Origin of the sequence: Clostridium sp. AF35-15, assembly GCF_003477745.1 — a bacterium.
GTDB classification, from domain to species: domain Bacteria; phylum Bacillota; class Clostridia; order Lachnospirales; family Lachnospiraceae; genus Otoolea; species Otoolea fessa.
In genome coordinates, this window is record NZ_QUDY01000011.1 from 89,182 (window position 1) to 116,051 (window position 26,870).

27 protein-coding genes and 3 tRNA genes are annotated in these 26,870 nt (G+C 49.4%); 1 reads left to right on the plus strand and 29 read right to left on the minus strand.

Translation table 11 applies throughout. From position 1 onward, the window contains the following. Positions 1–72 precede the first annotated feature (72 nt). The 26 genes from DWZ76_RS12305 to DWZ76_RS12425 all read right to left on the minus strand — a co-directional run bounded on the left by DWZ76_RS12305 (position 73) and on the right by DWZ76_RS12425 (position 22,919). Positions 73–1,215 (minus strand): SufD family Fe-S cluster assembly protein, encoded by a 1,143-nt coding sequence (locus DWZ76_RS12305; protein WP_118472861.1) that lies wholly within the window; start codon positions 1,213–1,215, stop codon positions 73–75. A gap of 91 nt (positions 1,216–1,306) precedes the next feature. Continuing rightward, positions 1,307–2,713 (minus strand): Fe-S cluster assembly protein SufB, encoded by a 1,407-nt coding sequence (gene sufB, locus DWZ76_RS12310; RefSeq protein ID WP_118472862.1) that lies wholly within the window; start codon positions 2,711–2,713, stop codon positions 1,307–1,309. 99 nt (positions 2,714–2,812) lie between these two features. After that, positions 2,813–3,583 (minus strand): Fe-S cluster assembly ATPase SufC, encoded by a 771-nt coding sequence (sufC, locus tag DWZ76_RS12315; protein WP_107000429.1) that lies wholly within the window; start codon positions 3,581–3,583, stop codon positions 2,813–2,815. Between the two features lie 259 nt (positions 3,584–3,842). After that, positions 3,843–4,292 (minus strand): SpoVA/SpoVAEb family sporulation membrane protein, encoded by a 450-nt coding sequence (locus DWZ76_RS12320; RefSeq protein WP_118472863.1) that lies wholly within the window; start codon positions 4,290–4,292, stop codon positions 3,843–3,845. Between the two features lie 15 nt (positions 4,293–4,307). After that, entirely contained in the window at positions 4,308–4,871 is a 564-nt protein-coding gene (locus DWZ76_RS12325) for a stage V sporulation protein AB (protein WP_118472864.1), read from the minus strand. Next, on the minus strand, positions 4,861–5,496 hold the full coding sequence (locus DWZ76_RS12330; RefSeq protein ID WP_118472865.1) for a stage V sporulation protein AA: 636 nt from the start codon (positions 5,494–5,496) through the stop codon (positions 4,861–4,863). Before DWZ76_RS12330 ends, DWZ76_RS12325 begins: the two co-directional genes overlap by 11 nt. Beyond that, on the minus strand, positions 5,493–5,705 hold the full coding sequence (locus DWZ76_RS12335; RefSeq protein ID WP_022358678.1) for a hypothetical protein: 213 nt from the start codon (positions 5,703–5,705) through the stop codon (positions 5,493–5,495). Before DWZ76_RS12335 ends, DWZ76_RS12330 begins: the two co-directional genes overlap by 4 nt. A 121-nt stretch (positions 5,706–5,826) precedes the next feature. Then, complete coding sequence (locus DWZ76_RS12340; RefSeq protein ID WP_118468787.1) at positions 5,827–6,549, minus strand: SigB/SigF/SigG family RNA polymerase sigma factor; 723 nt, start codon at positions 6,547–6,549, stop codon at positions 5,827–5,829. Beyond that, complete coding sequence (gene spoIIAB / locus DWZ76_RS12345) at positions 6,542–7,000, minus strand: anti-sigma F factor (protein ID WP_182429178.1); 459 nt, start codon at positions 6,998–7,000, stop codon at positions 6,542–6,544. Before spoIIAB ends, DWZ76_RS12340 begins: the two co-directional genes overlap by 8 nt. Positions 7,001–7,142: 142 nt before the next feature. Then, positions 7,143–7,490, minus strand: coding sequence for an anti-sigma factor antagonist (locus DWZ76_RS12350; protein ID WP_022358681.1), 348 nt, complete (start codon positions 7,488–7,490; stop codon positions 7,143–7,145). A gap of 192 nt (positions 7,491–7,682) precedes the next feature. Beyond that, positions 7,683–9,104: a tetratricopeptide repeat protein gene (locus DWZ76_RS12355; protein WP_233430161.1), complete on the minus strand. Its 1,422-nt coding sequence runs from the start codon at positions 9,102–9,104 to the stop codon at positions 7,683–7,685. Between the two features lie 6 nt (positions 9,105–9,110). After that, positions 9,111–9,266 (minus strand): hypothetical protein, encoded by a 156-nt coding sequence (locus DWZ76_RS15095; RefSeq protein ID WP_022358683.1) that lies wholly within the window; start codon positions 9,264–9,266, stop codon positions 9,111–9,113. Positions 9,267–9,320: 54 nt separating this feature from the next. Continuing rightward, complete coding sequence (locus tag DWZ76_RS12360) at positions 9,321–10,664, minus strand: Mur ligase family protein (RefSeq protein ID WP_118472866.1); 1,344 nt, start codon at positions 10,662–10,664, stop codon at positions 9,321–9,323. Between the two features lie 297 nt (positions 10,665–10,961). Then, positions 10,962–11,034, minus strand: a tRNA-Thr gene (locus tag DWZ76_RS12365). A gap of 45 nt (positions 11,035–11,079) precedes the next feature. Then, a tRNA-Glu gene (locus DWZ76_RS12370) sits at positions 11,080–11,151 on the minus strand. Positions 11,152–11,169: 18 nt separating this feature from the next. After that, a tRNA-Pro gene (locus DWZ76_RS12375) sits at positions 11,170–11,243 on the minus strand. Between the two features lie 130 nt (positions 11,244–11,373). Beyond that, positions 11,374–11,709: a metal-sensing transcriptional repressor gene (locus DWZ76_RS12380; RefSeq protein WP_022358560.1), complete on the minus strand. Its 336-nt coding sequence runs from the start codon at positions 11,707–11,709 to the stop codon at positions 11,374–11,376. A 73-nt stretch (positions 11,710–11,782) separates the two neighbouring features. Beyond that, the gene (locus DWZ76_RS12385; RefSeq protein WP_118472867.1) at positions 11,783–14,455 is read right to left on the minus strand and encodes a heavy metal translocating P-type ATPase; all 2,673 of its coding nucleotides are present in this window, start codon (positions 14,453–14,455) and stop codon (positions 11,783–11,785) included. A 211-nt stretch (positions 14,456–14,666) separates the two neighbouring features. Continuing rightward, on the minus strand, positions 14,667–15,173 hold the full coding sequence (locus DWZ76_RS12390; protein ID WP_022358562.1) for a small multi-drug export protein: 507 nt from the start codon (positions 15,171–15,173) through the stop codon (positions 14,667–14,669). A 3-nt stretch (positions 15,174–15,176) separates the two neighbouring features. Then, the gene (locus DWZ76_RS12395; RefSeq protein ID WP_118472868.1) at positions 15,177–15,752 is read right to left on the minus strand and encodes a zinc ribbon domain-containing protein; all 576 of its coding nucleotides are present in this window, start codon (positions 15,750–15,752) and stop codon (positions 15,177–15,179) included. 249 nt (positions 15,753–16,001) lie between these two features. Beyond that, positions 16,002–18,419, minus strand: a complete 2,418-nt coding sequence (locus tag DWZ76_RS12400; protein WP_118472869.1) for a DUF6449 domain-containing protein — start codon at positions 18,417–18,419, stop codon at positions 16,002–16,004. After that, on the minus strand, positions 18,394–19,293 hold the full coding sequence (locus DWZ76_RS12405) for an ABC transporter ATP-binding protein (RefSeq protein WP_117795722.1): 900 nt from the start codon (positions 19,291–19,293) through the stop codon (positions 18,394–18,396). The genes DWZ76_RS12400 and DWZ76_RS12405 overlap by 26 nt, the downstream gene beginning before the upstream one ends. After that, entirely contained in the window at positions 19,280–19,672 is a 393-nt protein-coding gene (locus DWZ76_RS12410) for a GntR family transcriptional regulator (protein ID WP_107000076.1), read from the minus strand. Before DWZ76_RS12410 ends, DWZ76_RS12405 begins: the two co-directional genes overlap by 14 nt. A gap of 183 nt (positions 19,673–19,855) precedes the next feature. Next, positions 19,856–20,149 carry a hypothetical protein gene (locus tag DWZ76_RS12415; protein ID WP_118472870.1) on the minus strand — a complete coding sequence of 98 codons (294 nt, stop codon included), beginning with the start codon at positions 20,147–20,149 and terminating at the stop codon, positions 19,856–19,858. A gap of 329 nt (positions 20,150–20,478) precedes the next feature. Continuing rightward, positions 20,479–21,276, minus strand: coding sequence for a TIGR03915 family putative DNA repair protein (locus DWZ76_RS12420; protein WP_118472871.1), 798 nt, complete (start codon positions 21,274–21,276; stop codon positions 20,479–20,481). 20 nt (positions 21,277–21,296) lie between these two features. Beyond that, on the minus strand, positions 21,297–22,919 hold the full coding sequence (locus tag DWZ76_RS12425) for a putative DNA modification/repair radical SAM protein (RefSeq protein ID WP_118472872.1): 1,623 nt from the start codon (positions 22,917–22,919) through the stop codon (positions 21,297–21,299). Between the two features lie 288 nt (positions 22,920–23,207). Here DWZ76_RS12425 and galE point away from each other — a divergent pair, with 288 nt between their 5' ends. Then, positions 23,208–24,233 carry a UDP-glucose 4-epimerase GalE gene (galE, locus tag DWZ76_RS12430; RefSeq protein WP_118472873.1) on the plus strand — a complete coding sequence of 342 codons (1,026 nt, stop codon included), beginning with the start codon at positions 23,208–23,210 and terminating at the stop codon, positions 24,231–24,233. Between the two features lie 62 nt (positions 24,234–24,295). On the opposite strand, the gene sigK is transcribed toward galE, so the two are convergent. The 3 genes from sigK to tnpA all read right to left on the minus strand — a co-directional run bounded on the left by sigK (position 24,296) and on the right by tnpA (position 26,870). Further along, positions 24,296–24,925: an RNA polymerase sporulation sigma factor SigK gene (sigK, locus tag DWZ76_RS12435; RefSeq protein WP_118472874.1), complete on the minus strand. Its 630-nt coding sequence runs from the start codon at positions 24,923–24,925 to the stop codon at positions 24,296–24,298. Positions 24,926–25,159: 234 nt separating this feature from the next. After that, on the minus strand, positions 25,160–26,446 hold the full coding sequence (locus DWZ76_RS12440; RefSeq protein ID WP_347561295.1) for a transposase: 1,287 nt from the start codon (positions 26,444–26,446) through the stop codon (positions 25,160–25,162). A 25-nt stretch (positions 26,447–26,471) separates the two neighbouring features. Further along, positions 26,472–26,870: an IS200/IS605 family transposase gene (gene tnpA, locus DWZ76_RS12445; protein WP_118472875.1), complete on the minus strand. Its 399-nt coding sequence runs from the start codon at positions 26,868–26,870 to the stop codon at positions 26,472–26,474.

Sequence of the window (26,870 nt, forward strand, 5' to 3'; positions counted from 1 at the left end):
TCCTTCTTATATATTTGTTTGTATACTTGCTGCAAAAACAAACCGCAGCCAACTTACAGTTTTTTCATTTTATTATCGCTTCTGGTTCATGAACTCCTGAACCTGCTTCTGTACTGCCTCGTCTGCTACCAGCTCATTCAGCGCGTCGATTCTCGCCCGCGCTACCATGCGCTCAGCTTCCTCTCTCGACAGTCCGCGGGAGCACAGATAAAACAGCGTTGCATCGTCCAGATCGCCCATCGAAGCGCCGTGATTTCCTTCGACATCTTCTTCCGCACACAGAATCAGCGGAATTGTCTGATTTACGATGTCATCGCCGAGCAGCAGCACATCCTCGCGCTCAGTTCCCTTTGCCCCGGCGCATCCCGGCACGAAATCGATCGTTCCGCGGAACAGCTTGGAGGAACCGTCCTGCAAAACGCCGGAGACTTCCATCATACTCTCTGTCTTTTTGCCGCGGTGGCGTACTGTATAGTTCATATCCAGCTTCTGGTTTACACTGGTGTAATAGCCGATCTTCGCGTCAGCTGCGCTCTTTTTTCCTTCCAGCTCGGTCAGGCAGCCCGCGTAGACCTTGCCTGCGCCCAGTTCCAGTTTCAAAAGCTCAAATGTGGCATTTTCCCCGCAGGACGCACCGATATCACTCAGGCAGGTATATCCGGCGCCGAGAAGCTGCACTTCCTGAAGCTGTACCTTTGCATTCTTTTCCGCATGGACCTTTACCTGGAACGAGGATGTTCCCTGTGCGCCCTCCCCGGAGCGGAATACGATCAGCACGTTTAAGCGGCTGTTTTCCTTTGCATCCAGGCAGAGGCGGTTCTGGTAACTGCCGTTTTTGTAATCGACGCAGAGAACCGTCCATTCTGTATTTTCATTCTGCAGCACAGCTGCCGCTTCCGCTGTCAGCCGGTAGATACTTCCCACACCGGCATTTTCTTCTGCAACAGCCGTTCCATTTACAGTGTCCGTTCTATTTGCGCCAGCCGTTCCGCATTCCGCCGCCATCACATCGTACTCGCGTCCCATGCCGGTCTGGATCTCGTCCCACTCTTTTCCGGAGATTTCTTTTTCCCAGGTCACACCTGCTGCCAAGCGCTCCGGTTTTATCAAAACACTTTCCTCCGGCCACTCAATCTGTATCTGGCTTTCGTTCATTCCCAGCCGGTTCCAGGTTCGGGTCGGAAGAATGTTTACTGTCATTTCTTTCTGTCCCATTGTTTCCTCCTGTCGTTACCATTCATGCACTTGCATGCCCCGCAGCAGAATCTGTTATTTCAAAATCCCCGCTGCAAACAGTAACCATCTATTATCCGATACTGCCTTTCATCTCAAGCTGAATCAGGTTGTTCATCTCAACCGCGTACTCAAGCGGCAGCTCCTTCGATACATCATCCGCAAATCCGCTGACGATCATTGCGCGCGCGTCCTCCTCGCTGATGCCGCGTGACATCAGATAGAAAACAGCCTCGTCGCTGATCCGTCCGATCTTTGCCTCATGGCCGACGTTCGCGTCGCGGGTCCGGATATCCATCGCCGGGACCGTATCGGAACGTGAAATATCATCCAGCATCAGGGACTGGCAGGAAACCGATGCCTTAGAACCGGATGCCTGTTTTCCAATCTGCACGCTGCTTCGGAACGTACTGATACCGCCGTCCTTGGAAATAGATTTCGTATTAACATAGGAAGAAGTCCGTTTGCCCGTGTGGACTACCTTCGCACCGGTATCGAGGTTCTGACCTTCTCCGGCAAAAGTAATGCCGGTAAATTCCATTCTTGAATCATCGCCCTTTAAGATACTCATCGGGTACAGATACGATACATGGGAACCAAAGGAACCCGATACCCACTCGATCGTGCCGCCCTCTTCCACAATCGCGCGCTTGGTGTTCAAATTGTACATATTTTTCGACCAGTTCTCGATCGTCGAATAGCGGAGTTTCGCATTTTTGCCGACGTACAGCTCGACACAGCCCGCATGCAGGTTTGCTACGTTATATTTCGGCGCAGAACAGCCCTCGATGAAATGCAGATATGCCCCCTCATCAACGATGATCAGAGTATGTTCAAACTGTCCGGCTCCCGGTGCATTGAGACGAAAATAGGACTGAAGCGGGATCGTAACCGACACACCCTTTGGCACGTACACAAAAGATCCGCCGGACCAGACCGCCCCGTGCAGCGCTGCAAATTTATGTTCCTGCGGTTTGACCAGATGCATAAAATGCGTCCGGATCATTTCCGCATATTCGCCGTGCATTGCGCTCTCCAAATCGGTGTAGACAACGCCCTGCGCCGCTACCTCCGCGCGCACGTTATGATATACTAACTCCGAGTCATACTGGGCGCCCACGCCTGCCAGTGATTTCTGCTCCGCCTGCGGGATTCCCAGACGCTCAAAGGTATCTTTGATGTCCTTCGGAACCTCCGACCATTTGGCGCTCATCTTGGATTTCGGACGGACATAGGTTACGATGTTATCCATATCCAGATCCTCGATATCCGGTCCCCAGTTCGGAACCTGCAGGGAATTGTAAATCTGTAAGGACTGCAGACGAAACTGCTGCATCCATGCTGGGTCATTTTTCTCCTTAGAAATCTTCTCAACGATCTCCGGGGTCAGACCCGCTTTTACTTTATATGCGTCATTTTCTTTGTCTTTTATATCGTAGATGCTGCGATCAATGTCATCTACATACGTTTTTTCTTTCATGTTTGATGCCTCCATATTACCCGTGCTGATTCGTTATTACTGTCGCGTTATCCTGCAGCACTTTCGATTTCAAAAATGCCTGCCTGCGAACAATAACAATTAGTTCCGGGCGTCTGCCACACCCGCCTCACGGATAAAGGATTCGTAGCCTTCCTGGTTGATCTTATCAACCAGGGAGCCGTCACCGGTTGCCACGATCTTTCCATCTACCATGATGTGCGTATAGTCAACATGCAGTGCATCGAGAATCCGGGTGCTGTGCGTGATAATAAGAAGCGCGCCGTTCTGGTTCTTCTGGTACTCTTCCACACCCTTAGAAACCAGACGGACTGCATCAACATCCAGACCAGAGTCTGTCTCATCGAGGATTGCCAGGCTCGGATTTAAGAGCATCAGCTGTAAAATCTCAGATTTTTTCTTCTCACCACCGGAAAAGCCCACGTTTAAGCTTCTCTGTGCATACGATTCATCCATCTGGAGAATGTCCATCGCCTTTTTGAGCTGTTTATGAAATTCCCAGATCTTTAAGTTCTTGCCAGTCTGCTGGCGCATCGCGCTCCGCAGGAAACTTTCCAGCGAAAGTCCCGGTACCTCCAGCGGCTCCTGGAAGGACAGGAACATACCGGCTTTGGAACGCTTGTCCGTGGACTCATGTGTGATATCCTCACCCTTAAATAAGATCTGACCGCCCGTGATCTGATATCGCGGGTTTCCCATCAGGACGTTTCCGAGCGTCGATTTGCCCGCGCCGTTCGGTCCCATCAGGACATGTACCTCTCCTGCGCCGACGCTCAAATCAACGCCGTGCAGGATCTCTTTTTCTTCTATATTTGCTTTTATCTGATTTACTTCTAACACTTTTTCTGCCATAAAGCACTCCATTTCCGGGACCGGCTGAGACATTCATGCTCGGTCTATCTGATCTGTGACAGCCGCCTCGTCACGAAAGCGGTTATCCTTCTTAGCAAACGTCCATCTCTCTGGTTCCTTTTTTCTATAATGAATCTGGCTGTTCAGACGGTCAGATTACCCTATGGCTATTATAGGTATTTATTTCCGGATTGTAAACCCTCATTTTTCACAAAACAAGAAAGATTCTTATTATATTATTGAGACTTTTTCTCGTTTATTATTGAGTCAGCATCATCCACCCCCAATACACAACCCCTAATCCCCACGAACTCAGAATCCCATACAGGATCACCGGACCCGCGATTGTAAATATTTTGCATCCGACACCAAACACCTGTCCTTCCGCCTTGTATTCCAGCGCCGGGGATGCAACTGAATTGGCGAATCCGGTGATCGGAACCAGCACACCAGCTCCAAAAACACGAGCCAGCCTCTGGAATACATTTGCCCCTGTCAGGATAACGCTGAGCAGAATCAGTCCCAGCATCGTCCAGAGCGCCGCCGTTTTCTCCTCCATGCCTGTCTGAACCAGACAATTTGTGCTGATCTGCGCCGCCAGGCAGATCAGCCCGCCGGAAATGCCCGCCATCAACACATTTTTCCATGTACTGTGGACGGGCGTAATCGATTTGACATATGCTTCATATTGATCTTTTCTGGCTTCCATGGTTTCTCCTCTCTTCTACTGTCTTCCAATTCCATGTAAGAAATAATACAGCGAACCCGCACATTTCCCCGCCGCAATCGCGAGAAGGAGATATGGCAGCCCCACTGCCAGACGCAGGCGGCGGCTCAGCACCGGCAGGGCTTTCAATGTCTCTGCCAGCGACATGACGAGGCAGCCCACAAAAATACCACAGGAAAGTCCCGCAGCCGCTAGAAGCAGCTGTCCGGAGACATTTCCAAGCATCACCAGAAATCCAGCACCAGCTCCCGTTCTGCCACCGCCTTCTGCTGCCTTCTGCCACAACTCTACCTCCGGCATTGCCGCTGGCCACGCTATTCTCAGAAAACTCCCGGTCAGCTGTTTCACTTTCTCTGTAAATAAATCCACCACATTTCCAAACAATCCTCCCAGCGCGATAATCGTCTCATACAAGAAGATTTTCCCCTTCGACGCCGTCGCCGTCTTTCCAATCAGGCGCGGATAAACGCCGATGACCACCAGAAAGGCGTAGACTCCTGCTGCCACCGTGCTTCCCGCCGCCAGCCCCGCCAGCAAAAGCAGCGCTTCTTTAAGAAACATCGATGTCATCCTCCTTCCGCTCCTCGTTCTGAATCAGCGTTTTATTGACATTTTCCTCATACAGGCGCATTTCTACCTCCAGCGGCGTCGGATCGAGACTGAATTTCCACGAAGTAAAATGGTTAAAAAACAGCAAAATCCCCACCGGAAGCCCGATCGAATAACCGACCTCCAACGCCGTTGTTCCGTCCGACGCCTGCCCCGTCGTGATCTCATATATTTTCCTGAATACATCCAGCACGTTTGCATCGTTGTTGAATGTCATGATCGCAAATGCCGCCCCGAAAAAGCAAATCAGGCAGACGAACAGCGTCTTGCACCACTGCCAGACAAGCGCCTGACGGCGCGGCGGCTGATAATGAATGACATAGTCCGTCTCCCCCAGATTCTGCACCGATGTCCCCGGAATTTCCCGTTCAATCTGCTGGATAATCTCCATGACGTTTCCAATCAGACGGCTTTCGCGCTGTTTCCCGCCGCCGCGGATCCTCTTCACGATCATCGCACGACAGCGGCTTTCCACGCTTTTTTCACTGCAATAAACTTCTCCCAGGCTTGCAAGCGGTACATTTTTCTCATGTACCTGCGTGATCTGGCTGAGTTTCAGATAGACCGTCTGTGTCATAATGCTGCCTTCTCCGTCTGTGCCTCCGGTCTCAAAAATGCCTCCGCGCTGTCCCCGGAATGCTGTACGAAGGTTCCGTCAATGTAGACGCTGTCCCGCCCCACTGCCATCAGACAGAGACAGAGCGCTGCCACAATCAGAATCATGCATCCGACCCAGATACAGATTCCCATCTTTTTTTTCATTGTCACTTTCACATTTCCCGTCATTTTTTTCCATCCTTCCTGTGTATTCTGGAAACTCCAAAAGTTCCTGTATCCAGTAGTATGGCTGTCTTTCAATGGAGTATGCACATTCATATATTCTGAATTATGAGCCTGTCTTTTTTTCTCATGTTTCTTCCAGCTTTGCGCGCATCTGCCCTAATATTTTCCGCTCGATCCGCGACACCTGTACTTGTGAAATGCCGAGCTGCGCCGCGATCTGAGTCTGTGTCTGATCATAAAAATAGTGCCGCACAATGATCTCCCGCTGCCGTCCATTGAGCATTTTCAGCAAATCTCCCAAAAGCATCCGGTCAAGCAGAACCTCATTCTCCGCTGTCTCCCCAGCAATCCGGTCCTGAAGCAGAAGACCAGTTTCTTCCCCGGCGCTGGCTGGTGCAGAGAGCGATTCAACCGGACTGTCCGCCGCCATCGATGCGGCAGCTTCCTCACAGCTCACTCCAATCTGCGCCGCCAGCTCTTCCAGCGTCGGCTCCCGCCCAAGCGCCGTGCAGAGCGCTTCCCGCGCTGCCCGGAGCCGCTGGTTTTGCTCTTTGATGGAACGGCTGACCTTGATGATCCCGTCATCCCGGAGAAAACGTTTGATCTCCCCCGCAATCATCGGCACCGCATACGTCGAAAAACGCACCTCATATGATAGGTCAAACTTATCAATCGCCTTCAACAGCCCGATACTTCCGATCTGAAATAAGTCCTCCGTCTCACACCCCCGCCCCGCAAAGCGGCGGACGATGCTCCATACAAGTCCCAGATTGTCCTTTACCAGCGCCTCCCGCGCCGTCTTATCGCCCTGGTGTGCCCGTTTGATCTGCTCGATGGTTTTATCCATAGGACTCTGCCGTTTCTTTTTCTTCCTGCTCTTTATTCATATATCCCCTTCCAATTTGCTTTTTCATCGTCACACACGTTCCGCAGCCCACCTTGGACTCCACCTCAACCTCATCCATAAACGCTTCCATAAACGAAAAGCCCATCCCTGAGCGCTCGCCGGTCGTGTCTGTCGTATACATCGGCTCCATCGCCTTTTCCACATCCAGGATTCCTTTTCCCTCATCCCGGACCGAAATTATCAGTTCTTCTCCCTCAATCCGCGCTTCTATGTAAATAATTCCGATTTCATCGCTATACCCATGAATCACCGCATTTGTCACCGCCTCCGAGACCGCCGTTTTCACATCCTCCAGCTCCTCCATCGTCGGATTCATCCGACTCATGAAGACTGCCGCTGTGACACGGGCAAACTCCTCGTTCGATGAATGGCTGTCTATCTCCAGGTGCATCCACGTGCCATTCTTCTCTGCTTGTCTCTGTTCATTCTGTTTAAATTTTCTGTATTCTTCTGAATCTTTTATTTTTTTAAGTTTTCCTTTCACTTCCGTTTCTGATACAGATATATCATCCGCATACATATTCATCTCTCCTTTAATGTCTCCCATCCAGTGCCTCCTCTCTCGTCCGGTACGACTGCACCAGACGATACACGCCGCCGATCCGCAAAATCCGGCGCATCCGCTCGCCTGCCCCGTACACCGCCACCGTGCCGCTGCTGCCCTCCATCTGCTTATACCGGTTGAGAATTACACCGATCCCGGAACTATCCATAAATTCCGTCCCCGAAAAATCAAAAATAATCCGGTTAATATAATTTTCCGCCAGAAGCAGGTCTGTTTCATATTTGAGTGTCAGGCAGTTATGATGATCTACCTCCTTCGGCAGATGAATCACCAGCGCCGAATCGATCGCTTCGTATGTAAACATATTTCGTTCCATATCAGGATTCCCCCTTTTTCGATTTTTTATGCGACATGTTTCTGCTTCGCGCGAGTGCGCATCATTGGCACGTTAGTGCCTTTTTGTGTAATAGGGAATTCCAAGGAATTTCCTATTACACAAAAAAGCACCGTAAAGTTTTTATCTTTACAGTGCTTTTCTTCTTAATTATCTGCCGTATTATATTTGTACTTACTGCGCCGCTTGCGTCTCCGCTCCGCTGCCTGCTGCCGTTTCATCCGCCGCAGTCTCTCCCTGACTGATGATGGACTGACCTGGAACTGCAGCCTGCTGGTTATCCGGCGCAAGCTCGGCGAGCTGCTGTCTTGCCTTGTCCGCCTGCTCGGAATCCGCATACTGGGTCACAATCTGCGTAAACATTTCGACCGCCTTGTCTGTCTCGCCCTGTGCCCGGTAAATCATACCCATGCTGAAGATAACCTTCGGGTTTGCCGGACGGATCGCCAGACAGGTCTGGTAATCTGCCAGTGCTTCCGCCATACGGCCTGCCGACCACATCGTGTATGCCAGATCCTCCAGCGTCTGGTAGCCATTTGTCTCGATGTCCTGCTTTACCCCGTTGGCAATGGAAACGACCGTCTCGTCCGTAAATAACGACGGATCAAAGCCCTCATAATAGGTAACCGCCTCTGCCAGGTTATTGTTGCGGTATGCCTGCAGCATTTTGACGAGCTTCGCATACTGGTTCAGAACGCTGTCATTGCTGTTGAGCATCGTATCCAGCTTGTTCTCCGCCTCTTCTTTGTCCTTTTTCGAAGTCTCAATGCTCTCATTTAAACTGTCAATCTCTTCATTTTTCTGATTGAGCTGCTCGTTGTACTGGAGCATTTCCTGCGTATGTGCATTATTTGCCTGCTTAATCTTGGCTGGCATCACCAGGAAAAAGATAACTGCCGCGCCCAAAAGCAGTCCCGCGCCGATATTGAGCACCGACTGCAGTCCCGTATTCTCCTTGTACGTCGGCGGCATAATGACATCATCATCCTGCATCTGGCGGTGGGAAAATGCGTTTTTCAGCTTTCTCCGCTCGATATCCGCCTTGCCGGTATGTTCCTTAACAATCTCCATATACCAGTTCGCCTTGGGATTGTTTTTATCAATCTTGAGTACCTTATACAGGGATTTGCCCGCTTTCGTATAATCCTCATGACTAATATGCAAAAGAGCCAATAGAAGATGCGCTTTTACAAATCTCGGATTAGCTTCTACAACTCTTGTAAGCTGTAAGGTCGCCAGATCGTCGCTTCCGGTCTGCGCCTGCAGAAGCGCCTGATTATATTTCTGAATCGTCGCGCTCGCCTGATCCAGACGATCCTGTTTACGCTGAATCTGGTCTAAATAATAATCAGCCCGGTTATCCTGCTCCTTAAAGTTCATGCTGATAACCCACTGCACCAGCGCCTCCGACACCTCACCCATCTCATAATAGATAAGTCCGAGAAGATTTCTGGCATCAATATGATACTTGTTCAGGTTCAGGCATTTTTTCAGATACTCGACCGCCCCTGTTAAATCCCGTCTCTTTGCCCGTTCCAGTCCGGCATTGTAAAAGCTGTTGGAAATCAGGCGAATTTTTCTTGTTCGATCCATCATGTCCGCCTATTCCTTCATATGTTTTAAAAGTTCCATCATAATATCCGACATATCTGTCAGGTCACTCTTCACGATCGCCTCGCCGACCTCCTCGACCTCCAGACTCGGTTTAAAATGTTCGATTTCTTCTTCGAAATTGATTGTCATTCCTTCGCCACTCATGTTTTTCCTCCAGAGTTTCTTCCTTTATTACATGGATATACATTCCCGCTAATCTTACACCATTCTGGCGGTGCTGTCAAATCCAGTTCGGGAAATCTTTTTCTCCAGCTCTCCGATTAAATACAAAGAACCCACACAGAAGCAGGTATCCTCCGGACGTTTTTCCTGAACCAGTGTCTGATAAGCTGTTTTTACATCTGGTACACTTTGAACCTCACAGCCATCTGCCACCCGGTGTGCTGCTTTTTCCATCGCCTCCATCGAAAGTGCCCGCGATGTATATAAATGAGTCAGCACCAATCGATCCGGCTTCAGTTTCCGCATCAGTGTTTCCAGCATCGATTCATAATTTTTATCTGAAACGGCTGCAAACAGCAGAAAAATCCGACCATCTTTCCCGGACTCTTCTCTTCTGCGCGCTGCCACCTCTGCCGCCGCGCCCACAAACGCACGGATTCCGCCCTCATTGTGAGCGCCATCCAGATAAACTCCGTCCTGGATCTCCTCCATGCGTCCGTGCCATACCGCATTCCGGATGCCCGCTGCCGCTGTCTCCCCGTCCACTGCAAGAAGCCGTGCCGCCTGGTAAGCGATGCAGGCGTTGACCGCCTGATATTCCGCTTCGAAGGGAATAAACAGACGCTGGCTTTTCTCTTTTATCATCAGAATCATCCCGCCATGTTCCCGCCGAAGATCCGTATACACTGCCGGGCTGATCGGATATGCCGGACAGGAAAGTTCCGCCGCCCGATTTCTGATAACAGCCGAAGCCGCCGCATCCGTATCATCGTACACCACCGGCATATTTTTTTTCAGAATTCCCGCCTTTTCGCCCGCGATCTGTGTCACCGTGCCGCCCAGGTATTCCATATGGTCAAGGCTGATCGAAGTGATAACCGTAAGCGCTGGATGCTCGATGCAGTTCGTTGCATCCAGCCGTCCGCCAAGCCCCGTTTCCAGAATCACATACTCCGGCTTTTTCCGGCGCACCATCCACATGAACATCAAAAACAGATATTCAAAATACGTCGGATGCCCCAGTCCTTCCTGCTCAAAATGAACATATGATGCCTTAACCGCCTCAAATGCCTCCAGGAACAGTGCATCGTCTGCTTCCTGTCCATCAAAAGAAAAACGCTCCGTCACGCGTACCAGATGAGGAGACGTAAACCGCGCCGTCCGCTTCCCGGCTTTCTGCAAAACCGCATCGAGAAACGAGCAGACCGACCCTTTCCCATTCGTTCCGGCCACATGTACGATTCTTTCCTCCTGCGGCAATGCATTCAGGTATGAAAGCATCCTGCGAAGCCCCTCCGCCGTATGTTTTTCACTGGTAAATTTCGGTATCTCATTCAGATATGCATCTGCCGCTTCTACCGTCCATTCTTCTTGTCTCATGGCATGAAATATCCTTTCCTGGCAAACGGAAGCGGCAGTACGAACTCTGCCGTCTGCCGCCTTGTCTTTTGTATGTTATTATTTTATATCATTTGCGGAGATCGTGCAAGTGGTTATATAGAATAAAGGCTGTACCGTTACTGTTCACAGATAGGAATTTTCTGAACTGAAATTTCCGTACGACACAGTTCTGATTGCAGATTTTGCCAATTTAAAATGTGAAGCATCGGCAAATTCCAAGGTATTTCTTATTATGCAAGAAACCCCTCTTGATAATCAAGAGGGGTTCCACTCATCAGCTCCCTGCCGGACTTGAACCGGCGACCTACGCATTACGAATGCGTCGCTCTACCAACTGAGCCAAGGAAGCATTTTAATTTGAAAAATGCTCTGGAAAACCCAAAGCAACTTTCGATGACCTGTCCGGGAATCGAACCCGGGTTTACGCCGTGAGAGGGCGTCGTCTTGACCGCTTGACCAACAGGCCGTATGTTTTATAATAGAATCGAGGCGACGTGATTCGAACACGCGACCTCTGCGTCCCGAACGCAGCGCTCTACCAAACTGAGCCACGCCTCGATTACATGACGTAGTATAATATAAATCCAGGAGAATGTCAACACTTTTTTTGAAGAATTTTTAAAAATATTTATTATGTTTAATATTTCGCTATAGTTGCTTGTGTTTACTCAATTCAATAAATTTATATTTACTTCATCAGCTTCTGAATGGTCTTGCACAGCTCCTCAACCGCTTCTTCCCCATTTCCCGCCTCTATATCATCGACCACACAGGTTTTGATATGGTTGGACAGCAGGACTTTGGAAAAACTGTTCAGCGCCGCCTGAACCGCTGATACCTGGTTTAATATATCGACGCAGTATCGCTCGTCTTCCACCATCGCCTTCACACCGCGCACCTGTCCCTCGATCCGGTTTAAACGTTTCAGCAGATCTTTTTCTTCGGTCAGATTTCTGTGTTTGTGGCGTTCCGTCTCTCCTCCCTGACAGACCTGCGCTTGTGATTCACATTTACAACAGCCCATGCTTTTCTCCTATCTTTTATCAAAATGCTGCGAAATGGCATATTAATTCCACCATTTCGCAGCTTTTTTCATCCTACTGAATCGAGTCCACCTTATAATCCTGTGCCTCAACCGCCTCTTTCAACGTATCGTCTGCCACATCCGCACTCATGCTTACGACCGCGGTTCCTTTCTCATGGCTGACCTCTGCGCTCTCCACGCCTGCCAGTGCCTCCAACGCCTTCTTTACGCGTGCCTCACAGTGTCCACACATCATTCCTTCGATATTCATTGTCTTTGTCATCGTTATTCCCTCCATATTTATATTATTTTTTTGATTCTCACTTTTTTGCATTTCTTTTGAAACAGTTTCATTTCCATTTGCTGTTTGCCCAATTGACCGGGTATCTTCTGCCCCCACCCTAACTGCACCTGCGTTTTCTGCCTTTTCTCCACCTTTATTAGCAGCCTTCTCAGCCCTCTTCCGCATCGGATGATCCTTCGATGCATCGTGCATCTTAAACAGATTCAGCCGCAGCGCGTTCGTCACTACGCAGAAGCTGGATAAGCTCATCGCTGCAGCGCCGAACATCGGATTTAATTTCCATCCAAAGATAGGATACCACAAACCGGCTGCAAGTGGAATACCCACAACATTGTAAAAGAATGCCCAGAACAGGTTTTCGTGAATATTTCGAAGCGTCGCACGGCTTAGACGGATTGCCGCCGGAACATCACTCAAACGGCTCTTCATCAACACCACATCCGCGGCATCAATCGCGATATCTGTACCAGCTCCGATCGCGATACCTATATCGGCACGCGTGAGCGCCGGGGCATCATTGATACCATCACCGACCATTGCCACCTTACCCTGTTCTTTCAGGCTGCGGATGACACTCTCTTTCCCATCCGGAAGTACTCCGGCAATGACTTCATCCACACCAGCCTGTGCCCCAATCGCACGGGCGGTCCGCTCATTATCTCCGGTCAGCATAACCACACGGATTCCCATGTTCTGCAGTTCCTTGACCGCCTGCGGGCTGTCTTCCTTGATGACATCTGCCACGGCAATCATACCAGCCAGACGACCATTTTTCATAAAGCACAGCGGCGTCTTGCCTTCCGATGCCAGACGCTCAAAGGATGCCTGTTCCTGTGCGGACACCGTCGTATGTCCGCTGATATAGGAAAAACTTCCGCCTGCCAGTGAAGCGCCGTCTAACGTACCGGAAAGTCCATTACCCGGCAGCGCCTGGAAATCAGCCGCCTCCGGCGCATCAATCTGCTGTTCTTTTGCATAGAGAAGAACAGCTTTCGCCAATGGGTGCTCACTCTTCTTTTCCAGGGAAAGCGCCAGGCTTACCAGCTCCTTCTCAGTCACACCTCCAGACGGGATGACGTCGGTCACACGCGGCTCGCCGCTGGTGATCGTACCCGTCTTATCAAGCGCTACAATGTCCATTTTTCCGGTTTCTTCCAGCGAAACAGCTGTCTTGAACAAGATTCCGTTTTTCGCGCCCATGCCGTTGCCGACTATAATCGCAACCGGCGTAGCCAGTCCCAGTGCACACGGGCAGCTGATAACCAGTACGGAAATACCTCGCGCCAGTGCGAATCCAAACGTCTGTCCTGCCAACAGCCAGATAATCGTTGTCACCACTGCGATCGTGATAACCGCCGGGACAAACACGCCGGAAACCCGATCTGCAATCTTGGCGATCGGCGCTTTCGTCGCCGCCGCGTCGCTGACCATGCGGATGATCTGCGACAGGGAGGTATCTTCACCGACTCTGGTCGCCTCACAGCGCAGATAACCAGACTGGTTGACCGTTGCCGCCGAAACCGGGTCACCCTGTGCCTTATCCACCGGAATACTCTCGCCGGTCAGTGCTGCCTCGTTGACCGCGCTTGTTCCTTCCAGGACCACACCGTCCACCGGGATATTTTCACCTGGGCGTACAACAAATACATTACCCTTCTTTACCTCGTCAATCGGAACCTTTGTTTCCACTCCATCCCGGATGATAACAGCTGTCTTCGGTGCCAGTTTCATCAGTCCCTTTAAGGCATCCGTCGTTTTTCCCTTGGAACGCGCCTCCAGCATTTTTCCGACTGTGATCAGCGCCAGAATCATTGCCGCCGACTCAAAGTAAAATTCATGCATGTAGGACATGACTGCCGTGTCGTTGCCCTTTAACTGGGCGTCCGTCATCGCAAACAACGCATATGTGCTGTAGATAAACGACGCGCCGGAACCAAGTGCTACCAACGTGTCCATGTTCGGGGCGCGGTGTAAAAGTCCCTTGAAACCGCTGATAAAGAATTTCTGGTTAATCACCATGATAATTCCGGCCAAAAGGAGCTGCAAAAGTCCCATCGCCACATGGTTGCCATCCATAAAGTGCGGCAGCGGCCAGCCCCACATCATATGTCCCATCGACATATACATAAGGACTGCTAAGAATCCCAGCGATGCGATCAGACGGTGTTTTAAGACCGGCGTCTCCCGATCTTTTAAGGCGTCCTCTGCCTCCGACGCGCTCTGCGCCTGCGCTGCAGTGCCCTGTCCTTTCAGGGATGCGCCATATCCGGCATCTTCCACCGCATGAATCACGGTCTCCGGGGGCACATCGCCCTCGACGCCCATCGAATTTGTCAGCAGGCTGACCGAGCATGCCGTGACACCCGGCACTTTCGATACTGCCTTTTCAACCCGGCTGCTGCATGCCGCGCAGCTCATGCCGGTTACTGTATATTGCTTCATGGTCTCCTCCTATCTCTTAACTGCCTTTATAATATACCCCCATAGGGTATATGTCAACCCCAATTTCATTTATGATCTCTTTTTCTCAACAAAATAATAATGGACGCAAAAAGACTCTGTCCGGAGAATTTCCCCTTACAGAGTCTTTTATACATTCGCATCCATGCCGCCCTTTTGCGGGCATAGACATTATTCCATTTTTATCTGCGCATCATCCAAACAGCACGCCCAGCACGCCGTAGGACAGAATCGACATAATCACCGTCGCCAGCGCGATACCGACTAAAATCGCGCCAAATGCCTTGCCAAATTTCATGTGGAGCAGGGATGCCACCAGCGCGCCTGTCCATGCGCCGGTTCCCGGAAGCGGGATGCCGACAAAGAGCATCAGCCCCCAGAACTCATATTTCTCGATCTGCCCTTTTTTGCTCATCGCTTTGCGTTCCAGCCACAGCGCAATACCACGGAAACACGGAACCTTCTTCATCCACTCCAGCACATGGCGGATCAGAAGCAGGATAAACGGGATCGGCAGGATATTTCCCACGATACAGATCGGGATCGCCCGCAGGATCGGCACGTTTAAGAGTGCCGGTGACGCAGCCAGAAGCCCGCCTCGAAGTTCCAGAATCGGAATCATCGAGATAATGAAGATAATTGCCTCCTTCGATATGACTCCGGATAAATTAGCTGTAAACCATTGTACCAGTGAATCCATAAATTATGCCTGCTCCCCGCTGTTATTTTCATTCTGTGCCGCAGTATCGGTGGTGTTCTCCGAAACAGAGTCCGAAGCATCCGCGGAATCCGCGTCTGGGCCAGCCGTGCCTTCTGTTTCTGCGTTGTCAACCGCCTTATCTGCTGCAGCTTCATCCTTCTCTTCAAAGATAGTCTCCTGCATCTCCTCTGGTTCTTCCGGCTCATGCACATCTGCAGATGTCGTCGAATCCATCGGCGCACCGCACCGGCTGCAGAATGCCGCATTTTTCTCCACCTTTGCGCCGCACTCCGCGCAGACTCTTGTGCCCTCTAACTCGGCAATCTCATCCTCCAGGGACGCAATCTTCACAAGCCCTGCCTGGATAGTGTGGAACTCATCTGCAAATTTCCCTTCCAGCTCGCCCTCATGTCTGTCATAGTATGCTTTTCCCAGTGTGATATATGCCTTATTAATCTTATCTTTCTCGGCGGACAGCTTCGATTTCAGCTGTAATACGCCTGTGATGTCCTTTACCCGGTTCGCAGCTTCCTTGCTCTTATCGCTGATCACCTTTCCAAGTTCATCGAAAAATGCCATATTTCTTCCTCCTCTGCGGGATATGTACGCCTCAAATTTTGTTCTGCCTGATGGGACAGCGCATCGCTGTTCTAAATCCAAAGGCAGGTTCATGCAAAACCAAAGCGTCTGATATTTTCTCATAACGATTCAGCCGGTTTTTGCATCAAATACATAAACCGGCTGAACCGCTACGTTTCCCTTTATTTTAGCCCCTACGGGGGAGAAAGTCAATCTTTTGCATCCCTGAATCAACTCCAGGCAGCTTTTTTAATACGCAAACACCCGGTTCAGCCGCATCAATTCCGGTGTCAGGCCGAAGGTCGATTTCACAAACTCCGGAACCTTGCCATAGCGGAATGAGCGCTGGTAGATGCCATACTGACCCGATTCATCCATTTCATAGTCCGCCGCATATTCCCCATCATACAGGGCATTCTGACCGGCATCCACCGTATATGTCTGACCTATCTCATTTTCCTCCATTGAATTTACCGAATCCCTCAAATCATCCTCTGAAACTGCCCCTGTGTCCTCTGTACTGGACACATATACTGCAATATTGATCCCCTGATATGCCTCCGCCATTTGATTGATCTGCACCATATCATCCGAAGCGGAGTTTGCAAGAATTTCTGCAATCTGTTCCGGATCTGTAATCGTTACCTCGCGTCTGCTGTCATTCTGAAGATACTCCCGCTGGCGTTTTCCAAGCTCTGTATCTGCCGGTGCCAGCTGATCCTCCGGAATCTTGCCGCCCTGATACTGAAGCACGATTTTTTCTGTGTTTTCCGGTGTCACCTTGCTGCCGACCTCGGTACCACACTGTTCCAGAATCGCGATCGTCTCCTGGAAGGACGGATAAATCGGATAATAATCAAACTGGTTAAATGTGTCATAATAGCCGCCATTTTTACGAATCACATCAATCATCGCCTGCATCTCATTTGTCTTAAACTGAATCTCCGCGATCGGCATCTCCTCCCGGCGCATATCCGGCGTCAGAGCCATCAGCTCTTTCTGGTATGCAGCAAGAAGTGCCACCTTCGTCTGCTCATCCGGAAGCTTCACATGGCTGCAGTCCTCTTCCTCTTTGTAATTGATGCCTGCGGCATCGTCTGCCTGTAGGGACAGCACCGGGTACATTCCCAGTTTATAGCTCTGATTTTCATAAATGGAATCTAGCTGTTCCCGCAGCTCCGATACATTGATCGTGCGGTAATTACGGTAAACGGTTTTTCCATTGTTCAGATGCCAGGACAGCACGATCGAATCATAGCGTGAATCCAGATCCGCCTCACTCATCCAATCCTGTCCGCCGTTCAAATGCTTCCGCTGTCTGGAAGCTGTCTCGATGCCCTGCGCGCCAATTTCCCGCAGGACACGGATTCCATCCTCATCCGAGATCTGCATTTTATCTGCCACATCTCCCTGGGACGCCCATTCCATTCCAGCACTGTAGCCATCCCTATACATTCTCGGAGTCACATGGTAAGCCCCTACCGCATTGTTGTCCAGTGCATCACAGTAAATACCCGCGTATGCAACCTTGTCATCATCCGGCAGATAGCTGTCATATCCTGCCACATCCAGGCGGAACCCTAAGAAAATGGCTGCCACTGCCACCGCACTGATGACAAGCTGTCTCTTATGCGCAAACAAGCTCTTAAAATCGAAATGATAGATAATTTCGATCAGGCAGCTGGTGATGAGCAGTCCGCAGATCAAGCCAAACACGGTCCAGATATCATCATTCAGGATTGACCGGAAAATCATTCCGGAAAACAGCGTGATCGGCACAACCAGAAGGAAACGGATCACCGGCTCACTTACCTTAAATGCCATCGCTCTTCCCGCCGCCTCAGACGGGCGTTTCCGGTACAGGAACATTCCCAGGCCAAAGAGCAGGGCTGCCACTGCCAATGCAATGACTGCCATCCGGGTAGGATGATCCGAACCAGTTGCCGTGCCGTACCAGAAAACCGGTGAGGTCCGCTCGCACCAGCGCAGCAGGAAATTGCCATTGTCATAAAACGTCATGAAGTATTCGGAAAAATACGTCGATACCACTGCAGCCACACCCGGTCCCCAGCTAAAAAGCACGCCGGTTCCCAGTAAACCCACGATCAGATTGCCTGTCAGAATCACTGCCAGCACAACCGTCATGTACACCAGTGTAAAAAAGCACATATGCTGTACATACCCAATCAACAGGGTTCCCCATGAAAATGGTGCGCCCTTTACCTGCAGCATCACTCCTGCCGCCAGCAGAAATACCAGATACGGGACTGCCAGATACAGGATACCGTCCAGGCAGGTCACAGTATAAAGCATTTCACGGCTGATCGGAAGGCTGTGAAAAAAATCCGTTTTCTTTTTCGAATGGAGATACGAAAAACCGGACGCTGCCAGCACCACTGCCGCCACAATCAGGATAAATACCAGCATTGCATTCTGGATCGAATACATATTCAGCATCTCATTGGTCAGCTTTAATTTTGCTTCTGCTAACGCCGCTTCGACGCTCAGATCTTTAGACAAGTTATCCGGACGCAGCATTATGCTGGTTTCCAGCGCTGTCAGGACCGGAAACAGAAAAAAGCACAAAAGTGCGGTAAGCGCCACGCTCCAGAGACGCTGCTTCGTATTTTCTCTCATATATTTAAAAAACAAGCCTTTTGATGTCATAACCAGCCACCTCCGTTTCACTGATAAAGATCTCTTCCAGGGAAAGCGGTATCATTTCAAAAAACACCGGATGATACGCCTGTAAAATTGTCTGAATTTCTTCCCGTTTTCCGCGCACGGTAAGCGTCAGGAGACTTCCCCTCTGTTCCGTCTTTATAATATCGATTCCCTGCAAATCGCTGCTCCCCACTCCCGCCGGAAGCACACACTGAATCTTGTGAATATTTAACTTCATATCGTCCAGATCCTTTGAGAGAAGCATTCCTCCCTTGTGAAGCAGACCTACATGGTCGCAGATATCTTCCAGCTCCCGCAGATTATGGGAGGCGATAACCGGCGTGAGGTTCCGCTCCTCGATATCATTGGCAAAAAGACTCTTGACCGTCTGCCGCATGACCGGATCCAGCCCGTCAAACGTCTCGTCGCAGAACAGATAATCGGTTCCCGCGCAAATGCCCAGCAGCACAGCGAGCTGTTTTTTCATACCCTTCGAAAAGGTCTGCACCTTCCGCCGGCTTTCCAGTTCAAAATTCTTTAGCAGTTTATCAAACCGGGCTGCATCAAACTTCGGATAAATCCCCTGATAAAACACCTTCATATCTTCCGCCGTTCCATTGCTTAAGAAATACGGCTCATCCGGGATATAAAAGCACCGTGCCTTTACCTTTGTATTCTCAAATACCGTCTCATCATCAACCGTAATGCTCCCTTCGTCCGGCTTTAAAATACCGGCTGCCATCCGCAAAAAAGTACTTTTTCCGGCGCCGTTGGTTCCAATCAGACCAAAGACACTTCCATTGTGAATCTCCGCATGGATATGATCGACTGCCACTGTATCATAAAAACGCTTCGTCAGGTTCTCAGCCTTTATCATTCCTGTTTCCTCCTTCCTCACTTCCATAGCTCTGGATGACCTGCTCCTGGAACTCCAGCATCGTGATGCCGGTTCCTTTTGCATCCCGGATCAGAAGTTCCAGCTGATCCCAGATCTCCTGCCGCTTCCTCTCCCGAATCTGCCGGTTATCCGCCACAAAACTGCCCCTGCCCTTAACCGAATAAATATATCCCTGGCGTTCCAGCTCTGCATACGCCCGCTGGATCGTATTCGGATTCATCGACAACTCCGTTGCCAGACTCCGCACGGATGGAAGCTGACTGTCCTGCTCCAAAATCCCCCGGACCATCAGATCCGACAGCTTCTCAACAATCTGCTCATAGAGAGGTCGTCGATCTTTATAATCAATCAGAATCATGCTCACATTCTCCTTTCCTCCATTCTGCCCTGTATCAAAAATCATAAGTGTATTAGTTCATTTAATACAGTTATAGTATACAAAAAGGGCAGTCGATTGTCAACCGACTGCCCTCTTACGATTTTCTTAACAACCTTTTTGGTTATATCCGAATAGAAACAAACTTCTGCAATCAAAGATTGATTACTGAGCCTGTGTCTCCTCAGCTGCCTCAGTCTCTTCTGTTTCAGCCTCAGTCTCCTCAGCTGCCTCAGTCTCTTCCTCAGATGCCTCTTCGGTCTCTTCCTCGGAAACTTCCTCAGTCTCTTCTGTTTCAGCCTCAGTCTCCTCAACTGCCTCAGTCTCTTCTGCTGCTACAGTCTCCTCTGCTGCTGCAGTTGTCTCCTCTGCTTTGCTGCCGCAAGCGGTCAGAGCAGATGCTGCTACCATTGCACTCATAACTAAGATTGCTGCTGTTTTTGTAAGATTCTTTCTCATAATTATTCTCTCCTCTTTAAAACATACGATTTATGTTTTCTTGTACCTCATCGGTACAGGACTTATAATAAAAACAAATTATGTCCAAAATATGAACAGATAATTAACATTCACTAAATAAATCCCATATTTCTTACAAAAAACGAAAGTTTTCGTAAGAAAAATCCTTGTTTCTGTTGGTTTTACATCATTTTTTTAAGTCTTTAAATCTTAATATATATGCGGCAGTTTTCTCGTTTCAATGCTGCTTTTTCCCAGTTTCCAGCTTATTTCTATTCTTTTTTCGTTTCTTTATGAACAATTTTCCCGATTTTGTGTTTACGATTTGTTCACAATTTAGCCAAATTTGAACGGTTGGAACCGGACTGAAATTCCGTCATATATTTCCGGTAGCGAAGCGGCAGGCGCGTTCGCTGGCAGGCTGGATTTTCCCGCTCCTTAATTCCTATCTGATGAAAAAATGCACTCCAGAGCGCCGCATATTCGCTCTGATCGGTTTTCCCGGAAAGCGCCTGCAGGGGTTCTGTCTCAGCCCCGCGCATCATATACCACCGCCCCTTTCCTGTCCAGACTCCCGCTTCCTGATGATTTTTATCATAGATAATAAATGGTTCCGATGGCAGGCGATCCGTAAAATACGGCATCAGCAATGCCGTCACCCGGTTTTTCGGACCAATCTCAGAAAACAGTACCTGATCGGAATATTCCGCAAACCGCATAAATTCTATCTGCAAATGCGCTTCATTGGCAACCGCGCGGTTGATCTGAAAGACTGTCTGCACCGCCGGTATCTGTAAATTGTCCGTGATACGTCTCCCTGCTGCCCCTGCGCCAAATCCACAGACCAGAAACCGGTAGACCGCCTCTGCCCGATCCTCCCGTTCACTCAGTGCCGTGCGGTAAATCCAGCTGTACGCCAGTTCTGACAGGGATCTGCGCACCGAGCGCACGACTTTCTGCGCCTTGAGCTGATCCACCGCCACCTCCCGGTACTCCGAAAACAGGCTGTAATTATATTCGCCCTGTACTTCCAGCCGCACGTTCTCATGCCCCAAGCGGCTGCTCCAGGCATCATATACTCCTGTGAATATGCCTTCCGGACTGTCTTCACATACAAATACAACCATTTTTCTCTCCTCCGTTCGTTTCATACCTGCGCCATATGAAAATCATCAAACAACGACATCTGGCGGTACAGCCCGCTCTGTGACAGCTGCCACTGCTTCCGCTTTTCTTCACTGACTAGCTGTGCCGCGATCGCATCCTCATGGATCTGCACCGGGTACATCATCCGCCCTGAACAGGTAATGAAGTATACCGCCCGCTTCAACACAACTCCCATCTTTTTCAAATCTTCAAACCGAAGCGCCGTCTGCTTTCTCGCAGCGACAATCCGCATCGCAGACTTTACCCCGATGCCCGGAACCCGCAGAAGCATCTCATACGGTGCCCGGTTTACCTCCACCGGGAACTCTCCCAGGTTCTGCAGCGCCCAGTCGCACTTCGGATCCAGAAACACATTAAAATTAGGGTGTTTTTCACTCAGAAGTTCCGACGCCCGGAAGCCATAGTAGCGCATCAGCCAGTCCGCCTGGTACAGACGGTGTTCTCGCAGAAGCGGCGGTCCGTCCGGAAGATCCGGAAGCAGGCTGTCCTCATTCACCTTGATAAACGCCGAATAAAAGACCCTCTTTAATCCAAAATTCCGATACAGCGCTTCCGCGACTGCAACCATCTGATAATCACTCTCCGGAGTCGCCCCGACAATGAGCTGCGTGCTCTGACCGCCGGGGACGAAATAATTCTTGCTGTTTGAGATATTTCCCAGTCCGAAACTGCCATAGATCGAGCGTCCCGGGATGACACGGGGGGTCTCCGGTGTATGTGTCCTTCCAACCCTTTCATCCGTTCCCCCCGGCTCTTTCGACCTCATAAATCCTTTTACCTTGTCTCCATTCCGCCCCCAATCCATCTTTGTCTTTGTCTGATTCAGACTCAGAATTCCCTTGTCAGCCTGCAGACATTCCTTTTCCCCTTTTCCTATCGCTTTACCACCAATTCCATATCTCCCGTCTCCCGGAATCTGAATTTCTCCGCGCTCTTTCTGCGGAAGCCATGCCCCTCTGCTCTCCAGACGCCCTTCCTGCTCCAGCTGTCTCGCAATCCCAGTCTGGATCTGGCGCATCGGGCGCAGTATCTTGTCCCGCGTCTTTCCCGGTGCCAGGCGCGCCAGACCATCAGCCGTCGGAAGCTCCAGATTCACACTCATCCGGTCCGCCAGAAAGCCCACTCTCTCAATCAGCTCCGGATCTGCCCCCGGAATTGCTTTCACATGGATGTAACCGTTAAATCGATGGACCCGCCGAAGCCGGTACAAGGTCTGATACAGCAGTTCCATCGTGTGATCCGGTGTCTCCAGCACACCGGAACTTAAAAACAATCCTTCTATATAGTTGCGCCGGTAGAATTCCATCGTCAGACGGCAGACCTCCTCTGGCGTAAAGGAGGTACGGACCGTGTCATTGCTCCGACGATTGACACAGTAATGACAGTCATAGATGCACTGGTTCGTAAATAAAATTTTCAGCAGGGAGATACAGCGCCCATCCGAGGCAAAACTGTGACAGATGCCGTCCACCCGGCTGTTTCCAAGAAAGCCTTCCTTTCCCTTTCTACCCACGCCGCTGGATGTGCAGGCGGCGTCATACTTCGCCGCATCCGATAAAATTCTTAACTTTTCTTCGATTGAAAGATTTTCCTGTATCAGCATGAGGTTCTGCCTCCTCCCGTTTCTCGAACATCCGTTCTGTATTTATCATATCACACCCTCTTTTTAAATGCAAGCCGTTTTTCGAACGCACATTCTATCATCCCGCACACTGTATCCGAGTCTTTCCAATTCTACGCAAAGCGTTGTTAAACTTCCTCTTAAAATATAATTTCGATAACACATGACAATATTTCCGATTGTTTTCCTCGCAAGCCGCGTTTATAATAAAGAAAGATTGAAGGTATAAAATGAATTATTCTTATAGGTAGGATGAAGGAGGAGTTTACAATGGCTATTTTAGTTACTGGAGGCGCCGGTTACATCGGCAGTCATACCTGCATCGAACTTTTAAACGCCGGATATGAGGTCGTTGTCATGGACAACCTTTACAATGCCAGTGAGGAAGCGCTGCGCCGCGTGGAGAAAATCACCGGCAAGCATGTAACCTTTTACAAGGCAAATATGCTGGATCGCGAGGCAGTCAATGAGATTTTTGAGAAAGAATCCATCGATTCGGTCATTCATTTTGCAGGCTTAAAGGCAGTCGGAGAATCCGTTGCGAAGCCACTGGAATATTACCACAACAATATCACCGGAACCTTGATTCTCTGCGACGTAATGCGCAATCATGGCGTCAAGAAAATCATTTTCAGTTCCTCCGCTACCGTATACGGAGATCCGGCATTCGTCCCGATCACCGAAGAATGCCCGAAAGGCAAAATCACAAACCCTTACGGTCAGACAAAGGGAATGCTTGAGCAGATTTTAACTGACCTGCACGTGGCAGATCCGGAATGGAATGTCGTTCTGCTCCGCTACTTCAACCCAATCGGTGCACACAAGAGCGGTCTGATCGGCGAGGATCCGAAGGGAATCCCGAACAACCTGGTTCCTTATATCGCACAGGTTGCTGTCGGCAAGCTGAAATGCCTCGGTGTCTTCGGCAATGATTACCCGACTCCGGACGGAACCGGTGTGCGCGATTACATCCACGTAGTTGACCTTGCAGTCGGTCATGTAAAAGCACTCCAAAAATTTAACGATAAGCCAGACGTATATATCTACAACCTCGGCACCGGCAAAGGCTACAGCGTACTCGATGTTGTCAAGGCTTACGAAAAAGCCTGCGGCAAAACAATTCCTTATGAAATCAAGCCACGCCGCGCCGGCGATATCGCAACCTGCTACTCCGATGCTACCAAAGCGAAAAATGAACTCGGCTGGGAAGCTCAGTACGGCATTGAGGAGATGTGCGCTGACTCCTGGAAATGGCAGTCGATGAACCCGAACGGATATCGGGACGCTGAGGACTAAAAGATAACAAAAGCGGCTGACAGATGTCCACCCTAACATCTGCCAGCCGCTTTTTCTGTTCTTTATTTGTGTTCCGCAAATCCCCGCCGCATTTTTTCCAGCGCCCGCTTCTCGATCCGGCTCACATAAGAACGCGAGATTCCAAGTCCGTCGGCAATCTCCCGCTGCGTCTGTTCCTTTCCGCCAAACAGCCCGTACCGGCTGCGTAAGACGATTTTCTCTGTTTCTTTTAAACACGCTTCATAGGCGCGGTAAAGCTGTTCAATTTCCTGCTTTAAAATAATGGTTTCCAGAACTTCTTTTCCTTCTGCCTCCAGCACATCCATCCGGCTGACGGTTTCTCCATCTTTATCTACCCCGATCGGGTCATATAACGAGATATCCTTTGCATATTTTTTACCAGCACGGAAGGTCATCAGAATCTCATTCTCGATACATTTCGCCGCATACGTCGCCAACCGCGATCCCCGCTCCGGATGAAACGTATTGACCGCTTTAATGAGCCCGATGGTGCCGATCGACAGGAGATCTTCCATTTCATAATCTGTACCCTGATATTTTCTGGTCACATGCGCCACCAGCCGTAAATTTCGCTCTATCAGAGTATTGCGTGCCTCATGGTCTCCCTCTTTCATGCGTTCCAGACAGGACCGTTCCTCTCCAGGTGTCAAAGGCTTTGGAAATGTATGCAAAGAAAAAGCCACCCTGAAGCTTACTTACTGATAGTTTATGCTTCGGTGGCTTTTCCAGTGCACCACTTGCTTTTCCGATTTTAGAAAGGGCGCTAAAAATCATACCATCCAGCCGGTTATAAATCCGCTGCGTGTGAACTACTCGGTAACTAAGTTACCAGAGCATCTGAAATCTGGCGGGATACCGCCTTTTTTCAGGGTGCGTCCATGACACCACTACTGCTTACCTTTCGGCTATACAGCTACTTTTATTATTTCTGGATTCTTTAGTCCGGTTACGGACAGTTCTTTCTGTTTTCCGGATACGGAAAGATGTTTACGCAGGATATTAAATGCTCCTACTGCATCCGCATTATATCTTACTCCATCCGTTATATACATGCCCCGCTCTTTTCTGTTTGATGCTTCTGCATATCTTTTTGATATTTCTGGTGAAAACGGGCTGCACTGGCTGGTATAGCTTTCTTCCTGTTTTGTCAGTGATATTCCATACAGTTTTAGTTTATATTCCAACATGATATAAAGTTTATTATACGGCAGTCCGTGAAACTTCTGGTTTGTCTTGTGCCCTATATCTTTTCCTTTACGGATATTTCGGATATCTCCTATGATTACACAGCTTATCCTTTCTTTTTTACAGTATTCTGCAAGCCATCTGGTCACCTTATGAAGGTAATCCTTTACTGCGTTCTGTTTTTTCCGATAAAGCCTCTTGATGTGTTTCGATGATCGGGGATATTTTATGCCATTTTCCACCTGCTGTGCATACCATATTGATTGAACCCTGCTGATTTCTTTGTGAAAGTATCTTTCCAGCGAAAGATATTTTCTTCCCAGAATAAAACTCCTTCCATTTCCGGAATCATAACAGGTCATCAGATTATGAATTCCAAGATCCATTGATAAATAATGGCCATTCAGGGAAAGCGGTTCCGGCTCTTTGACCTCATAGATAACGATAAGGTCACATTTTCCATCTTCCGGTGGATAGATCCGCAGCTGTTTTATGTGATCCATGTTCCTGAAAATCTTATTTTCAAGATATAGAAATTTTTCATGAATCCCGTAAGTTTCTTCCATGTAGCTTTTCAGATCCTTTGACAGAGACAGCCGTAATTGGCCGGAACCCTTCTCGTGCCGGATTCCCATCTGCATGTAAGTGATCGGTATATTGTCCTGTTTAAATCGCGGAGGATTTGGCGCTTTGATCCCGCCGGTCTTTTTAAGGGCATAAAATGATTTCCAGGCTTTATCCAGCTGCTTGCAGGTCTCCTGCGCCGTCTGGGACGGAAGCTGTCTATACCACAACTCTCCTTTATGCGCTTTCTTCTGATAATACCAGTCAGGATACTTCTCCAACCCCAATTCTTTATATCGACGGCGTTCATAGTTGCAGACATTCCAGAGTTTGGAAGCAACATAACACATATGCCCTATAATATTAGAATATTCCGGCCGGATATTGACCGATGTTCTGTGCGACAGCAGCATTCCCCTTCCCCCCTTCAGACAGCCATGCATATGAATATTTACAATTCACATTGAATTAATACGACTTGCTCTGATGTTCAATATAACGGCGAATATTTTCCTCAGATACGGATCCGATCGTTTCCACATAATAGGAATGGTTCCACAGTTCTCCCTTCCACAACTGGTTTCTTATTTCCGGAAAACGTTCGAATAATTTCCTGCCTGTGATCCCCTTCAGATACTTGATAATGGCTGTTATTGACAGTTTTGGTGGAGCTGATACAAAACAGTGAACATGATCTCCTTCACCACATTCAAATAAATGAACGGTAAAACCTTTATCGTCAGCTATCTGCTGCACGAGTTCCTGCAGGTATTTCTCAACTTCTGGGGTTAATATCTTCCGTCTGTATTTCACCGACCAAACCATATGGTAGTTAATATTACACACGCAAGTTCTATAATGTATCAG

What these genes read in the sequence shown, in the direction of transcription:
- DWZ76_RS12305 (WP_118472861.1), bottom strand. Translation starts at nt 1,215, where the DNA reads ATGGGACAGAAAGAAATGACAGTAAACATTCTTCCGACCCGAACCTGG.
- DWZ76_RS12400 (WP_118472869.1), bottom strand. Translation starts at nt 18,419, where the DNA reads ATGACATCAAAAGGCTTGTTTTTTAAATATATGAGAGAAAATACGAAG.
- DWZ76_RS12320 (WP_118472863.1), bottom strand. Translation starts at nt 4,292, where the DNA reads ATGGAAGCCAGAAAAGATCAATATGAAGCATATGTCAAATCGATTACG.
- DWZ76_RS12390 (WP_022358562.1), bottom strand. Translation starts at nt 15,173, where the DNA reads ATGGATTCACTGGTACAATGGTTTACAGCTAATTTATCCGGAGTCATA.
- DWZ76_RS12410 (WP_107000076.1), bottom strand. Translation starts at nt 19,672, where the DNA reads ATGATTCTGATTGATTATAAAGATCGACGACCTCTCTATGAGCAGATT.
- DWZ76_RS12385 (WP_118472867.1), bottom strand. Translation starts at nt 14,455, where the DNA reads ATGAAGCAATATACAGTAACCGGCATGAGCTGCGCGGCATGCAGCAGC.
- spoIIAB (WP_182429178.1), bottom strand. Translation starts at nt 7,000, where the DNA reads ATGCACCTGGAGATAGACAGCCATTCATCGAACGAGGAGTTTGCCCGT.
- sufB (WP_118472862.1), bottom strand. Translation starts at nt 2,713, where the DNA reads ATGAAAGAAAAAACGTATGTAGATGACATTGATCGCAGCATCTACGAT.
- DWZ76_RS12440 (WP_347561295.1), bottom strand. Translation starts at nt 26,446, where the DNA reads ATGCATGGCTGTCTGAAGGGGGGAAGGGGAATGCTGCTGTCGCACAGA.
- DWZ76_RS15095 (WP_022358683.1), bottom strand. Translation starts at nt 9,266, where the DNA reads ATGAGTGGCGAAGGAATGACAATCAATTTCGAAGAAGAAATCGAACAT.
- DWZ76_RS12335 (WP_022358678.1), bottom strand. Translation starts at nt 5,705, where the DNA reads ATGACGGGAAATGTGAAAGTGACAATGAAAAAAAAGATGGGAATCTGT.
- DWZ76_RS12355 (WP_233430161.1), bottom strand. Translation starts at nt 9,104, where the DNA reads ATGATGGATCGAACAAGAAAAATTCGCCTGATTTCCAACAGCTTTTAC.
- DWZ76_RS12425 (WP_118472872.1), bottom strand. Translation starts at nt 22,919, where the DNA reads ATGCTGATACAGGAAAATCTTTCAATCGAAGAAAAGTTAAGAATTTTA.
- DWZ76_RS12340 (WP_118468787.1), bottom strand. Translation starts at nt 6,549, where the DNA reads ATGGATAAAACCATCGAGCAGATCAAACGGGCACACCAGGGCGATAAG.
- DWZ76_RS12405 (WP_117795722.1), bottom strand. Translation starts at nt 19,293, where the DNA reads ATGATAAAGGCTGAGAACCTGACGAAGCGTTTTTATGATACAGTGGCA.
- DWZ76_RS12360 (WP_118472866.1), bottom strand. Translation starts at nt 10,664, where the DNA reads ATGAGACAAGAAGAATGGACGGTAGAAGCGGCAGATGCATATCTGAAT.
- galE (WP_118472873.1), top strand. Translation starts at nt 23,208, where the DNA reads ATGGCTATTTTAGTTACTGGAGGCGCCGGTTACATCGGCAGTCATACC.
- DWZ76_RS12380 (WP_022358560.1), bottom strand. Translation starts at nt 11,709, where the DNA reads ATGGGCTGTTGTAAATGTGAATCACAAGCGCAGGTCTGTCAGGGAGGA.
- DWZ76_RS12330 (WP_118472865.1), bottom strand. Translation starts at nt 5,496, where the DNA reads ATGACACAGACGGTCTATCTGAAACTCAGCCAGATCACGCAGGTACAT.
- DWZ76_RS12395 (WP_118472868.1), bottom strand. Translation starts at nt 15,752, where the DNA reads ATGGCATTTTTCGATGAACTTGGAAAGGTGATCAGCGATAAGAGCAAG.
- DWZ76_RS12350 (WP_022358681.1), bottom strand. Translation starts at nt 7,490, where the DNA reads ATGGAACGAAATATGTTTACATACGAAGCGATCGATTCGGCGCTGGTG.
- DWZ76_RS12420 (WP_118472871.1), bottom strand. Translation starts at nt 21,276, where the DNA reads ATGGTTGTATTTGTATGTGAAGACAGTCCGGAAGGCATATTCACAGGA.
- DWZ76_RS12325 (WP_118472864.1), bottom strand. Translation starts at nt 4,871, where the DNA reads ATGTTTCTTAAAGAAGCGCTGCTTTTGCTGGCGGGGCTGGCGGCGGGA.
- sufC (WP_107000429.1), bottom strand. Translation starts at nt 3,583, where the DNA reads ATGGCAGAAAAAGTGTTAGAAGTAAATCAGATAAAAGCAAATATAGAA.
- DWZ76_RS12415 (WP_118472870.1), bottom strand. Translation starts at nt 20,149, where the DNA reads ATGAGAAAGAATCTTACAAAAACAGCAGCAATCTTAGTTATGAGTGCA.